Below are 13,494 nucleotides of genomic sequence, written 5' to 3'. Positions count from 1 at the left end.
CTTATTACATCGGCGCCGGCTGGATGATCTCAACCCAATAGGCATCCGGGTCCTTGATGAACGCGAGGCTCTTCATGCGGCCATCCGTCAGGCGTTTCTGGAAATCACAGCCCAAGGCTTCGAAACGTTCGCACGCCGCCACAATGTCCGGCACCGAGATGCAGATATGGCCAAAGCCGCGTGGGTCGGTGTTGCCGTTGTGGTAGGCAAAGTCGGCATCGTTTTCGGTGCCGTGGTTGTGGGTCAGTTCGAGGATGCCCGGAATCGATTTCATCCATTGGGTACGCTCGGCGGCGTCGGCCGGGATCTGGGCCTTGTCCACCAGGGCCAGGAAGTACAGGCTGAATTCGGCTTCCGGGAAGTCACGTTTCTCGACCAGGGAGAAACCCAGGATGCGCGTGTAGAAGTCCAGCGACTTGGTGATGTCCTTGACCCGCAACATGGTGTGGTTGAACACGAAGTTCGCCGTAGCGTTGTCGGGTTGGGCAGTGACGCCCGGGAAGGTGTTCAATTCGTGCAGGCTCATGGGCCCTCCAGAAAAAATGTGAGATGAGCGGTCCATTGGCTTGCGGCCTGCCTCCATGCAGGCGGGCCATGATACGCAAGGCGCACCGGCTGCGCCAAATGAAAAAGCGCGCTAAACCCTTGCGGTCAGCGCGCGCCGGGCCGCACACTTTGCGGCTGGAACCTTGGGTGTTTTTTGCAATGATCGAGTTTCGTAGGCCGCTGTTGAGTGCTGTGTGCGTGTTGTTGGGCAGCCCGTTTGTGCTGGCAGCTGACCCGCAGGTCCATTGGCCCAGCGGTTGGCAGGTCGAAGAAGTCGTGCCTGACGGCGAACTCCCTGCCAAACCCCAAGCAGTGTCCCGGCAGCGAGCGATCAAGAATGATGAAAATGGCGCCACGTTGATGGTGATGGAGTTGACCGGGACGCCGATAGAAACCGGCCATAAAGTTAATCTTCCCGGCGTGTTGCTGGAGATGCGCAAGTCGATCCAGAAAGACTTTGCCCGTGGCGGTTATCAAAGCGTGTGCAGCAAAATGCACCCCACGACATTGAGTCGGCTTGACGCGCTGGAAACTACCTGTGTGATTACCGAGAACGGTCGACACGTATTGTCGCAAACATTAGTCGGTGCGCTGGATGTCGATAAGGCCTATGTATTTTCATACGCGGGCCAAGCGCAAGCGTACGAGGCGAGCAAGGAGGAAATCAGTTCGGTGCGTAACAGTCTGAAACTTTGACCCGCTCAAGCTGAGCGAATGTGAACAATGTGAACGCTAAGTTAAATTCGATTCCGAACCGCTAGAGCAAAAAAAGCCCCGCGTATGCGGGGCTTTTTTTAGTACATGTTTCAGCCGCGAAGCCAGGAATCTACAGTGGCAGCGCCGTACTGTTCTTTCCAGGCTTTAAGGCCGCGGTGGTTGCCACCTTTGGTCTCGATCAGCTCGCCGGTATGCGGGTTGTGGTAAACCTTGACCACCCGTGCGCGGCGCTGTTTTGGCGCGGCGGCGGCCGGTGCGCCGCCTTTGCGTGGCGCTGGGTCGAGGATGGCGATCACGTCGCGCAGGCTTTTGTCGTATTTGCCCATCAGCGTCTTGAGCTTTTCTTCGAATTCGATTTCTTTCTTCAAGCCAGCGTCATTCTTCAAAGATTCCAGCTGTGCAAGCTGCTCTTGAAGGGCTTTTTCTGCTGCGCGAAATTCGGCGAGTCTGGACAAAATCTGTACTCCAATAATGTAGTTGCGGATATCAACTGCAGACAAAGCTATAAGCCAAGAACGTTAAGCCACGTCAACGAAAAAGACCCTTCTGCGAGTTCTGCACAGGCAGAAAAAATTGTAGTAGTTAATTCATTCCGAGTAAATCATGTCTTTTAAAGAAAGACCAATCTTTCATCGTAGACCGCGCAAGGCTATTCAACGATCCCCAAGGATTTAATGAATTCATCGCAGGGTAATGGTCGGCCAAACAGGTAACCCTGTAGGAAATCCACGCCTTGGGCCACGAGGTATTCACACTGTTGGGCTGTTTCTACACCTTCGGCAACAATGCCTAGATCCAGCTTGACCGACAACTCTATGATGCTGTCGAGAATATGCCGCGACAGCGCATCTGCACCGATCATGGCGACAAAGCTTTGATCGATCTTCAAGTAGTCGACATTGAAATTGCGCAAATAGCCCAAGCTGGAGTGGCCGGTGCCGAAGTCATCAATGGCGATCATGACGCCCAGTTGATGCAGGGCCTCGAACAGCCGGCGGGTGGTCTCGGTGGGTTCGATCAGCTCCCGCTCAGTCAGCTCCAGCACCAGGGTGACCTGGCCGGGTGGGAACGCGGCCAGAAATTCCTGGCAGTCCTGCACCAGCGCCATGTCCTGGCAATGGCGTGCAGTGATGTTCACGCCGATATGAAAGCCGGGGCTGAAACGTGCGGCATGGGGCGCCAGTTGCGCGGCGGTCTGGCGCAGCAGGGCGCGGGTCATCGGCACGATCAGGCCAGAGTCTTCGGCCAGGGGAATAAACAGGTCCGGGCGCACCAGGCCTTCTTTGGGATGCCTCCAGCGCATCAGCACCTCACAGCCGGCCCATTGGCGTGTGTCACCCCGTACCACCGGTTGGAAATACGGGATGAACTCATTGGCGCCCAAGGCGCGTTGTAACTCGTGGGTTGGCGCGGACGAGCGTTTTTGCAGCCAGTGAGCGAGCAGCCCCGCCAATATGCCGAAAAACACCACCAGGCTGAACAGCGCCGGATACCGCGCCTGCATGTAGCGCCAGACTTCACCCTGGGGCATCCCGGCTTCGACACTGTAGCGATAGCGCTCGGAAGCCAGGCGTTGTGGGGCCACGGCAAATACCGGCAACGCGCCTTGATGCACCTTGCCGTCGGCCCCCAGCCAGTTCGGGCCGACTTGCAATACCAAGTACGCGTAACGGCTGATCAAGCGCAAGGCGTTGGTGAGGTGGTAACCGTCAACCGAGGCAAACGCGCCTTGATCGCCTTCCACCAGGCGGTACACCAGCAGGGCGGTATCGGGTGTAACGGGGTTACCTTTCATCAACCACAGGCGCCCATCCACATAGTCGTCCGGGTTGACGGGCGATTGGTAGCGACCGCCAAACAACGAGCTGCAATAGATGTTTTTCTGCCAGGACAGCGTCGTGGCCCGCACAAACGGCCGGCGCGTGACTTGTTCACGTAGCGCCAACTTGGCGCTGCTGTCACAAGGTTTACCGGCCAGCGGCAGCAAAGCCTGGGCAGCGATGGCGGTATTGTCGAGCATCAGGTCGAACTGGCGGACCGCTTCTTGAGCGGTTTGCGCCGTGCTTTGCTCAAGGGTGCGCTCGGCTTGCCAGTACAGAATCACAACCCCCAGCAAGATGGGCAACACGCCGCTGGTTGCACTGATGAAATAGCGTGCGGCTCGGCTTCGTGGGCCTTTGACAGTCAGGGGCATAGGGGCAGTCAGTCGCGAGAAAAAGAGTGAGATAAGCCGATGATAGATGGCATTACGCAGGCCTGCTCACTTGTTTCAAGCGGGTTGACCTCGCCGTTCGGTCAGTGGTGGCGGGGATCAGGCACCGCCCCCGCCCGAACCCGCAAAGTCCGTTGAAGTACAGAGTGTGGAGGGTGTCGCCGACGCTGCGTTTCACTACATTGGGTGACTATGTAGGGTGCGACGCATGAGAGGACGCTGCGCATAGCCAGGTCACTAAGTGAGCGAGGGGTACAACCCTTGCGCCAGCTCGATGAATGCCAGGGTAGCCGGGGAGGACTGTCGTCGATCCAGCACCGCCAGTCCGATCCGGCGTGGGACCTGCGGCGCCAATGGCAACGCCACATAACGCCAGTCGCTATGTTCCGGCAAGGAGGCCTGCGCAACCACACTCAAACCATCGCCCCGACTGACCGCCTCCAATGTACTGAGCAACTGCGCACAGCGGTACCGGACTTTGGGCTGCAATCGGGCTTGACTGAACAAGCGCATCACCAGCTCCGACGAGCCGGCTTCAGTCAGAATAAAGGGTTCATCGCAGAGCGCTTGCAGGGGCACGGCCTCAAGGGCGGCCAACCGGTGCCCGGCCGGTAGCAGCGCCACCAGTTGATCTTCCAGCAGCGCGACCGTATCGAAGCGTTCCTGCTCCAGCACCACAAAACCGATATCCACACGGCGCTCATCCAGCCACTGAATGACCTGGCGATCAGGCCCTTCATCCACATGCACTTCAATACCCGGATAAACCTGGCGAAAGCGCCTGAGGATAGGCGGCAACAACCGAACCGACGCCGTCGGCCCGAACGAGCCGATACGCAGCGTGCCACGCTTCATGCCGCGTGCATCCGCCGCTTCCTGCTGCAAGGAGTTGGCCAGCCCCAGCATGGCCCGGGCGCGTCCCAGCAATTGTGCGCCGATTTCGCTCAGTTCCACCGCCGTCTGATGGCGCCGAAACAACTCCACCCCCAGTTCCTGCTCCAAGGCCTTGATCGCGTGGGACACCGCCGACTGGCTGATACCCAGGCGATGCGCCGCACTGGTAAAACCTTGCAGTTCGGCCACCAGAGAAAAGATTTCCAGTTGGGTCAGGGTCATGAGTAAAGGCTCATTTTACGATGATGAGTGATTAGCCAAAGAATACGCCCATTCGTCCCTCACCTGAGCACCGCCTTATGCGTCACGTCGCCGATGGCCTCACTTATCTGAAGCTTGCCGCTGTCACCATGATCTGGGGCGGCACCTTTGTCGCAGGGCGCTACCTGGCTGATCAGGTCCACCCGCTGCTGGCCGCCACTCTGCGCTTCACCTTGGCCAGCGCAGCATTGCTGCTGTTCATGGCCGCTTCGCGCACGGCCCTGGTGCGCCCCAGCACGCGCCAATGGGGCCAATTGGCGGTGTTGGGGTTCTTTGGGATTTTCTTTTACAACCTGTGCTTCTTTTATGGGCTGCAGTACACCAATGCGTCACGCGCCTCGTTGATTGTCGCGTTGAACCCGGCGGTGATCGGCCTGGCGTCCTGGTGGTTGTTCAAGGAGCGCCTGGGCCGCATCAAATGTATCGGTATCGCGTTGTGCCTGGCAGGCGCGGCGACCGTCATCATCAGTCGCAATCCCCAGGCATTGCAGGGCGCGACCATGGCCTGGGCCGGTGACCTGCTGATCCTCGGTTGCGTGGCGGGGTGGGGCGTTTACACGCTGTTCTCCCGTGGGCTCAATCAGAGCCTGGGGCCGTTGCAGACCGTGACCTGGTCGGTGCTGCTGGGCACGCTGATGCTAAGCGTTACGGCGCTGGTTTCACCCAGCGTGACCATGGCAGAGCTGCACGCTATTGATCTGCCGCAACTGCTCAGCCTGATGTACCTGGGCGTGATGGGTTCGGCGCTGGCGTATATCGGCTATTACGATGGCATTCGTCGCATAGGCGCCACACGGTCCGGGGTGTTCATCGCGCTCAACCCATTGACGGCGGTCATTTGCGGCGCGGTGCTGCTGGACGAACCGCTGACGATGGCGATGTGGGTGGGGGGGGCGGTCATCCTGCTGGGCATCTACCTGTGTAACAAACCCCTTGCGCAGGGCAGGGTAATGGGGATTTGATAAGACTACGGACAAACCCGGTTACGCTGTGTAGAATCAGTTTACGCATACAAGAATATGGACTTGCGCTCACGCAAGCCTCGGCCGTCAGAGACTGATGACACCATGAAGCTACTTGGCTCGCCCCTCATCTTTGGTGACTTCCTCGCCCGCAGCGTGCGAGGCCTTTCTTGTGCGCCACCCTCCAGCCTCATCCTTGCTCGCAACTAAACAATTGCTACCTACAAGAATGATGAGGCACCGAACATGACCGACCAACATGCAAACCCAATGGGCCTGATGGGCTTTGAATTCATCGAATTCGCCTCGCCGACCCCGGGCACACTGGAGCCGATCTTCGAGATCATGGGCTTCACCAAAGTGGCCACCCACCGTTCCAAGAACGTGCACCTGTATCGCCAGGGCGAGATCAACCTGATCCTCAACAACGAACCCGACAGCCTCGCTTCCTACTTCGCGGCCGAGCACGGCCCGTCGGTGTGCGGCATGGCGTTCCGGGTCAAGGACTCGCAGCAGGCTTACAAGCGCGCCCTGGAACTGGGTGCCCAGCCGATCCACATCGACACCGGCCCGATGGAATTGAACCTGCCGGCGATCAAAGGCATTGGCGGTTCGCCGTTGTACCTGATCGACCGTTTCGGCGAAGGCAACTCGATCTACGACATCGACTTCGTCTACCTTGAAGGCGTTGACCGCCATCCGGTAGGCGCTGGCCTGAAGGTCATCGACCACCTGACCCACAACGTCTATCGCGGGCGCATGATCTATTGGGCCAATTTCTACGAGAAGCTGTTCAACTTCCGTGAAGCGCGTTATTTCGATATCAAGGGCGAGTACACCGGCCTGACCTCCAAGGCCATGAGCGCGCCGGACGGCCAGATCCGGATCCCGTTGAACGAAGAGTCGTCCAAGGGCGCCGGGCAGATCGAAGAGTTCCTGATGCAGTTCAATGGCGAGGGGATCCAGCACGTAGCGTTCCTCACCGACGACCTGATCAAGACCTGGGACGCGCTGAAGAAGATCGGCATGCGCTTTATGACCGCGCCGCCAGACACTTACTACGAAATGCTCGAAGGTCGCCTGCCGAACCATGGCGAGCCAGTGGATCAATTGCAATCGCGCGGCATCCTGCTGGACGGCTCGTCGGTTGCCGGTGACAAGCGCCTGCTGCTGCAGATCTTCTCGGAAACCCTGATGGGCCCGGTGTTCTTCGAATTCATCCAGCGTAAAGGCGACGATGGGTTTGGAGAGGGCAACTTCAAGGCGCTGTTCGAGTCGATCGAGCGCGACCAGGTGCGTCGTGGTGTGCTGACCGCCGATTGATCGACAGGCTAAAGCAAAACAGCCCGGTTTTTACCGGGCTGTTTTGTGCCTGATGCAGCGTGTTGCAAATGGCCTGTGGTTTATTGGGAACAGACGCTTCTTGAAATATCACTCAGAGGGTAGGGCGCAGACAATTTCTGCGTGTCCAATATCAAGAGGCCCTCTTATGAATGTGAATTCTCCTCCCCTTCAACGCCCGATTGGCCCATCTACATCAACCGAGCAGATAGGGCCTGTGCGCAATGTTCGCTCAGCCGGTAATGCAGACCCAGTCGATCAGGCGCGTAAAAAGTTTCTCGATGACAGTGAAACCGAGTATTTGGGCAACACACTCACCGCCAAAGCGCATCAACTGACGGAGGCCGCGCTGTCACCCAACAAACCGGGAAGTCCAGGGGTGCAGGTCTCGACATTTGCCGTTGATGGTGTTCAGTCCAACGACCTGATAATGATCAAGCGGGTGCCGCTTACAGAAGAGGGGCCTAATTTCGTCCTGTACATGCCGGAAGACGACGTGACCTCGTTTCATGAGTTCGATAATGCGCAGCAGATGACGGACTGGCTCAAAGACGTGGCCAATGATCCGATTGAGCGCAAGCGATTTACGAAGCATTTTGCCAATGATCAAGCGCCCAAGCAGGAGGAGCGGGTCAACCAGAAATTTGGCATGTTCGCTGATGGCGATAGCAATGCAGTGGTAGGAAATTTTGGTTATGAGAAGGGGGATATCTTCGAGCGTTTAAACAAGGGCACTTCGATCCCTCCGGTTCAGGTCGACGGGCTGGTGCGAACACAGCTCTATAAACTGGAACCTGATGGCAAGGCGTTTTATGTCGGATATCGGCCAGATGGAGAAGCCATCGTCTATAGTTACGACGCTTATGGAAACTTGTACGGCGAGGGACAAAAAAAGGACGCCAAGAAGCGCAGATTTTATTTCGTTCAAAATGGGTTGAACGAAAACAAACCGCTTGAACCCATGACGTTCAATGCGTTCCGCAAAAAAATAGCCAGTGTTTCCTTGGACAATGTGGATGCCAATAATCTAAACGGTCTTTACGACGAATTCCTGAAGCAACTCAGAAGTCCTGGGCATGGCCTCGCCACCGCGTTGAAAGCGCTGGGTGTTCCTGAAGACATAGCCCACTCCATCGAAACCATCGCGAAAGACCCCGTCAAAGGAACGTTGCTTGAATTGAACCGCGACAACCGTATCGGCAAGCTGTTTGGTGTCGATCAGCAAGAGATGGATGCCAAGCTGGAAAGCGCAGGCAACCAAGCTCAACACAACATCCCCTATTACGGTAAGTGGCGAGAGAGGTTGGAAGATACCGCCAACGTCATTGAACAAGTTGCCGGCACACCTGATGTGCCGACAACCGAAGTCAGGACCTGACTCAATTGACAGAGGGGTACGGACGCCCCCACAGCCGACATCCACTCTCAGCCTCCCATCAAGCCCGGCGCTGACGCACCAAATGCTTGAATCCCTCATACACCAGCACCATCACCGCCAGCCAGATCGGAATATAGGTCAGCCACTGTCCGCCCTCGATCCCTTCGCCCAACAGCAACGCCACCGCGAGCAGCAATACCGGCTCCACATAGCTCAGCAGCCCGAACAGGCTGAACGCCAACAAGCGACTGGCAATGATGTAACTCACCAGCGCCGAGGCACTGATAAGGCCCAGCATGGGAATCAATGCATAGAGCTTTGGATGCCCATCCAGTACGGCAAAGCCTTGTTCGCCGCTTTGTACAAACCACCAGGCCACCGGCAGCATCAACGCCATATCCAGCCACAGCCCTCCCAGATGATCAGTGGTCAGGTATTTACGCACCACGAAGTACACCGGGTAGCCGATGATCACTACCAGTGTTGCCCAGGAAAAACCACCGGCCTGATACAGCTCATTCAGCACACCCAGCGCGGCAAACACCACAGCAATCTGTTGCAGCCGCGACAGGCGCTCGCCGTAGACCAGGCGCCCGGTGAGCACCATGGTCAACGGCAGCAGAAAATACCCCACGGACACGTCCAGGCTGCGCCCATTGAGCGGCGCCCACATGAACAACCACAACTGCACGCCGAGCAAGGCCGACGACACCAGTACGCCGCCGACCAGCCGTGGCTTGGCCGCCAGCATGCGCAGCAGTTCCCAGACCCTGCGCCACTCGCCGCTGACGAGCATGAACACCGTCATGCAGGGCACGGTGAGCAGCATGCGCCAGCCGAAAATCTCCAGGCCACTCAGGGGCGTAAGCAGTGATGTGAAGTAATACATCACGGCAAACAACACCGAGGCCAAGACCGATAACACAACACCTTTAGACACGCTGCCCTCGCGAAAGCCAATTATTGCGCGGGTAGTCTACAGGCGTGCCAATCGACCGGATACAAAATGCCCGACATCGTTGAACCCCGGCGAGGACGAATGCCCTGGCGTAACCAACGAATCAATGAACGCCTCGTCCTCAGCGCTGATCTTCACCGCCAGCGCTCCGGTGTAGGCGTCCCACTGCGCCTCGGTTCGCGGCCCGACAATCGCCGAGCTCACCGCCGCATTGTTCAGCACCCAGGCGATTGCGAACTCGACGATCCCCACGCCACGCCCTTGAGTGTATTGCTGGATCTGCTGGGCAATGCGCAGTGATTCAACCCGCCACTCGGTTTCCAGGATGCGCTTGTCCTGGCGCGCGGCACGGCTGCCGGGCTCGGGCGTGACGTCCGGGGCGTACTTGCCGCTAAGAACCCCTCGGGCCAGCGGGCTGTAAGGCACCACACCCAGGCCGTAGGCCGCTGCAGCGGTGATCTGTTCGACCTCGGCCTGACGGTTGACGATGTTGTACAGCGGCTGGCTGATAATGGGTTTATCCACGCCCAGGCGTTCAGCCACGCGAATCACTTCAGCGATGCGCCAGCCTCGGTAGTTGGACAGGCCCCAGTAGCGGACTTTGCCCTGGCGGATCAGGTCGCCGATGGCGGACACGGTCACTTCCAACGGCGTGTGGTGGTCTTCGCGGTGCAGGTAGTAGATGTCCAGGTAGTCGGTATCCAGGCGTGCCAGGCTGGCGTCCAGCGCGTTGAACAGACGCTTGCGGCTCAAACCGCTGCGGTTGGGCACGCCGTCGGTAGGGCCGAAGCCGACCTTGGAGGCCACCACCCAATCCTGGCGGTTGCGTGCAATCGCCTCGCCGACGATTTCCTCGGAGCGTCCGCCTGTATACACGTCAGCTGTATCGATGAAGTTGATGCCCTGGTCCCAGGCCTTGTCGATGATGCGCAGCGAGTCTTCGGTACCGGTCTGCTCGCCAAACATCATGGTGCCGAGGGTCAGAGCGCTGACCTTTAACCCGGACTGACCCAATGTACGGTAAATCATGCAAAGCTCCTCATGGCAGGTAAACGTGAGTCATGCAATACCAGACCCGAGCGCTCTGGAACAAGCCCTGAGCGGATTTGTTCATGCGCGTAGCAAAGTCTCGCAACGGGCCTGTAAAAAACGATGCAGCACTTTCACGCGTTCTGACACTTGCAGGCGGTGAGGGCACATCAGGTTGAATGGCGTGGGTTCGCCTTGCCAGTCGAGTAGCAGGGGCACCAGCCGCCCAGCCTGGATATCACGGGCCACGTCCAGGTTGGCTTTATAGGCAATGCCATGCCCCGCCAACGCCCAGCGGCGGACAATCTCGCCATCGTCGCTGAGATAGTCACCGCTCACTTCAACCTCCTGGAGCAAGGTCCCCTGGCGGAAATACCAGGTGCTATTGGCCTGGCCCCGGCGCATGTAGCGCAGCGTGCTGTGGTGGGCCAAGTCTTCGGGCGTATGCGGGGTGCCGTGGCGCGCCAAGTAGTCGGGGCTGGCGCAGGCAATGCGATGGTGATCGGGTACCACCGGCAGGGCCACCAGGCTGGAGTCTCTCGGCACGCCAAAGCGCAAGGCGATGTCGACAGTGTCGCGAAACAAATCGGCATTGCTGTCGTTGAGCAACAGTTGCAGACGGATAGTGGGGTGCTCCAGCTTGAACTCATCCAACCAGCCCAACAGCACATTGCGACCGAAGTCCGAGGGAGCGGCCAATTGCAATAAACCACTGAGGCTTTGGCCTTGTTGCTTGATGGCATGTTCGCCTTCGGACAGGGCTTCCAGCGCTACCCGCACGCTGTCCAGATAACGCCGGCCTTCTTCGGTCAGGCGCATGCTGCGGGTGGAGCGGGCAAGCAGGCGGATGCCGAGACGGGTTTCAAGGCGCTTGAGGGCGATACTCGCGGCCGCTGGCGTGAGGCCCAGGCCACGGGCGGCGGCCGTCAGGCTACCGGTGTCGGCGCTGCGCACGAAGACTTCAAGGTCGAGAATCGAGCTCATTGATAAAAATCCTTTAAAGATCTTGTCGTTTTACCCGGATTTTTCATCGATTACCAAGCTGGGAAGATGAACGTTCACTTTCTGACCCAGGTAGTTTTCTCATGACCTCTTCTCTGAGCGGTAAAACCATCATCGTCATCGGTGGCAGCAGCGGTATCGGCGCGGCAGTTGCCCAGGCAGCCTTGGCGCGAGGCGCGCATGTGATCGTGGCCGGGCGCCGCTTGGCGCCAGGTTCCGACAGCGGGCTGCGCAACGAGCCGGTGGACGTCACCGACAGCGCCTCGTTAAAGCAGTTGTTCGAAACCGTGGGGCGCTTTGACCATCTGGTCTACACCTCGGGGCCTTCGGTGCGGGCCAAGCCTTTGATCGAAACAGACCTGGATGAAGCCCGGGACAACTTCGATGTAAAGCTCTGGGGCGCACTACGCGCCATTCAACACGCGCTGCCGTTTTTGCACGAGCAGGGCAGCATCACCCTGACCTCGGGCCAGTTGGGGCGCAAGTTAGCGGCAGGGCAGTTCATCAAGACGGGCATTAACGCTGCGACCGAGGCCTTGGGCAAGCAACTGGCCAAGGAACTGGCGCCGCGTCGAGTCAATGTGATCAGCCCAGGGGTGATAGACACACCGGCCTATGCAGGGCTTGGCCAAGAGCAACGTTTGGCAATGTTTGCCAAGGCGGGCCAAGGGTTGCCGGTTGGGCGGGTGGGGCAGGCTGAAGAAGTGGCGGCGGGGTATGTACTGGCCATGGAAAATGGCTTTATGACCGGTGCGGTGGTTGATATCGACGGTGGCGGCCTGTTGTAAATACATGGCCCAAGTGGGAGGGAGCAGATCCCTCCCACGTTGAAGGCGTCAGGCCTTGAGCGTGCGCGTCATCCGCAATGCCAGAACACTGCCGCTCACAATCACCGCCGCCAGCAGGTACAACGCCACATCCGTAGAGCCGGTAGCATCCTTCACAAAACCCACGATATACGGGCTGAGAAACCCCGCCATCTGCCCCATGGAGTTGATCAACGCCAAGCCACCCGCCGCCGCACCCGCGCTGAGCATCGCGGTGGGCACCGGCCAGAACATCGGCAGGCCGGTGAGGGCGCCCATGGTGGCGATGGTCAGGCCGAGAATGGCGATAGCGGGGGTGGTGGCGAAGTTAACGGCGATCACCAGGCCAATGGCGCCCATCAACATCGGTACCACCAAATGCCAGCGGCGCTCCTTGCGCAAATCGGCAGAGCGGCCCACCAGCAGCATGAACACTGCCGCCAACAGATACGGAATCGCGCTGAGCCAGCCAATCACCAGGTTGTCGCTGAAACCCATGTTCTTGATGATCGACGGCAGCCAGAAGTTGATCGCATACACGCCACTCTGGATGCAGAAGTAGATCAGGCCGAATGCCCAGATCGCCGGGTTCTTGAACACTTGGGCCAGGGAGTCGCTGGTGGTTTTCGGCTTGTTTGCCAGGTCTGTGGCCTGGTCAGCTTCCAGTACCGCACGCTCATGGGGCTTGAGCCACTTGGCGTTGGCGAAACTGTCACTGAGCAGGAAATAGGCGAGGGCGCCGAGGATCACGGTCGGGATGCCTTGCAGCAGGAACATCCACTGCCAGCCCGCCAAGCCACCTTGGCCTGCGGCAAAGTGATTGAGAATCCAGCCGGAAAACGGGCTGCCGAGCAAACCGGACACCGGGATCGCCGACATGAACAGTGCCATGATTCGCCCACGGCGGAAGGTCGGGAACCACTGCGAAAGGTACAACACCACACCGGGGAAGAAGCCGGCTTCAGCGGCACCGGTGAGCAGGCGCAGGGCGTAGAAATGCGTGGGTGTGGTCACAAACAGCAGGCATGTGGAGAGCGTACCCCACACGATCATCATCAATGCGATCCAGCGCCGCGGGCCAAACCGGGTCAGCGCCAGGTTACTCGGCACGCCGCACAGCACGTAGCCGATAAAGAAAATCCCGGCCCCCAGGCCGTACACGGTTTCACTGAATTTCAACGCATCGAGCATCTGCAGCTTGGCAAAGCCAACGTTTACCCGATCGAGGTAATTGAACAGATAGCAGATAAAGATGAAGGGGATCAGGCGCAGGGTGATGCGCTTGTAGATGGCGTTCTTATCGTCATCGCTGGCCAGTGCGGCAGTGGCGCTCTGTGACATGGGATTCTCTCTTTATTATGATTTTTCGCGGTGCGAGGGTAACGTTG

13 protein-coding genes are annotated in these 13,494 nt (G+C 58.6%); 5 read left to right on the top strand and 8 right to left on the bottom strand.

The window, feature by feature from the left end:
- Nucleotides 1-4: 4 nt before the first annotated feature.
- Nucleotides 5-526 (bottom strand): lactoylglutathione lyase, encoded by a 522-nt coding sequence (gloA, locus tag GH769_RS11190; protein WP_003191301.1) that lies wholly within the window; start codon nt 524-526, stop codon nt 5-7.
- 179 nt (nt 527-705) lie between these two features.
- Between gloA and GH769_RS11185 the strand changes: the two genes are divergently transcribed.
- Complete coding sequence (locus tag GH769_RS11185) at nt 706-1,242, top strand: DUF4946 domain-containing protein (RefSeq protein WP_032872390.1); 537 nt, start codon at nt 706-708, stop codon at nt 1,240-1,242.
- 110 nt (nt 1,243-1,352) lie between these two features.
- On the opposite strand, the gene GH769_RS11180 is transcribed toward GH769_RS11185, so the two are convergent.
- From GH769_RS11180 to GH769_RS11170, 3 genes are all read right to left on the bottom strand, one after another.
- Nucleotides 1,353-1,718 (bottom strand): histone-like nucleoid-structuring protein, MvaT/MvaU family, encoded by a 366-nt coding sequence (locus GH769_RS11180; protein WP_014718508.1) that lies wholly within the window; start codon nt 1,716-1,718, stop codon nt 1,353-1,355.
- Between the two features lie 194 nt (nt 1,719-1,912).
- Nucleotides 1,913-3,457 (bottom strand): EAL domain-containing protein, encoded by a 1,545-nt coding sequence (locus tag GH769_RS11175; protein ID WP_020302760.1) that lies wholly within the window; start codon nt 3,455-3,457, stop codon nt 1,913-1,915.
- A gap of 255 nt (nt 3,458-3,712) precedes the next feature.
- Nucleotides 3,713-4,591, bottom strand: coding sequence for a LysR family transcriptional regulator (locus tag GH769_RS11170; protein ID WP_032903040.1), 879 nt, complete (start codon nt 4,589-4,591; stop codon nt 3,713-3,715).
- A gap of 77 nt (nt 4,592-4,668) precedes the next feature.
- On the opposite strand from GH769_RS11170, the gene GH769_RS11165 reads away from it, so the two are divergent.
- The 3 genes from GH769_RS11165 to GH769_RS11155 all read left to right on the top strand — a co-directional run bounded on the left by GH769_RS11165 (nt 4,669) and on the right by GH769_RS11155 (nt 8,311).
- Nucleotides 4,669-5,592, top strand: a complete 924-nt coding sequence (locus GH769_RS11165; protein ID WP_014718505.1) for a DMT family transporter — start codon at nt 4,669-4,671, stop codon at nt 5,590-5,592.
- A 246-nt stretch (nt 5,593-5,838) separates the two neighbouring features.
- On the top strand, nt 5,839-6,915 hold the full coding sequence (gene hppD, locus GH769_RS11160) for a 4-hydroxyphenylpyruvate dioxygenase (RefSeq protein WP_014718504.1): 1,077 nt from the start codon (nt 5,839-5,841) through the stop codon (nt 6,913-6,915).
- A gap of 235 nt (nt 6,916-7,150) precedes the next feature.
- Nucleotides 7,151-8,311, top strand: coding sequence for a dermonecrotic toxin domain-containing protein (locus GH769_RS11155; RefSeq protein WP_032903064.1), 1,161 nt, complete (start codon nt 7,151-7,153; stop codon nt 8,309-8,311).
- A 58-nt stretch (nt 8,312-8,369) separates the two neighbouring features.
- On the opposite strand, the gene rarD is transcribed toward GH769_RS11155, so the two are convergent.
- The 3 genes from rarD to GH769_RS11140 form a co-directional block, all read right to left on the bottom strand.
- Nucleotides 8,370-9,251, bottom strand: coding sequence for an EamA family transporter RarD (gene rarD / locus GH769_RS11150; protein WP_014718502.1), 882 nt, complete (start codon nt 9,249-9,251; stop codon nt 8,370-8,372).
- A gap of 36 nt (nt 9,252-9,287) precedes the next feature.
- A complete protein-coding gene (locus GH769_RS11145) occupies nt 9,288-10,298 on the bottom strand; it encodes an aldo/keto reductase (RefSeq protein WP_032903041.1) in 1,011 nt (336 codons plus the stop codon).
- An 81-nt stretch (nt 10,299-10,379) separates the two neighbouring features.
- Nucleotides 10,380-11,282 (bottom strand): LysR family transcriptional regulator, encoded by a 903-nt coding sequence (locus GH769_RS11140; RefSeq protein ID WP_014718500.1) that lies wholly within the window; start codon nt 11,280-11,282, stop codon nt 10,380-10,382.
- Between the two features lie 101 nt (nt 11,283-11,383).
- On the opposite strand from GH769_RS11140, the gene GH769_RS11135 reads away from it, so the two are divergent.
- Complete coding sequence (locus GH769_RS11135; RefSeq protein WP_014718499.1) at nt 11,384-12,088, top strand: SDR family oxidoreductase; 705 nt, start codon at nt 11,384-11,386, stop codon at nt 12,086-12,088.
- A gap of 48 nt (nt 12,089-12,136) precedes the next feature.
- Here GH769_RS11135 and GH769_RS11130 read toward each other — a convergent pair whose 3' ends face one another.
- On the bottom strand, nt 12,137-13,447 hold the full coding sequence (locus tag GH769_RS11130; RefSeq protein ID WP_032903042.1) for an MFS transporter: 1,311 nt from the start codon (nt 13,445-13,447) through the stop codon (nt 12,137-12,139).
- Nucleotides 13,448-13,494: the final 47 nt, after the last annotated feature.

The organism is Pseudomonas sp. CFSAN084952 (genome assembly GCF_009648855.1).
In the GTDB taxonomy this organism is placed as follows: Bacteria; Pseudomonadota; Gammaproteobacteria; order Pseudomonadales; family Pseudomonadaceae; genus Aquipseudomonas; species Aquipseudomonas paracarnis.
This window is presented reverse-complemented; position numbering and strand designations above follow the sequence as displayed.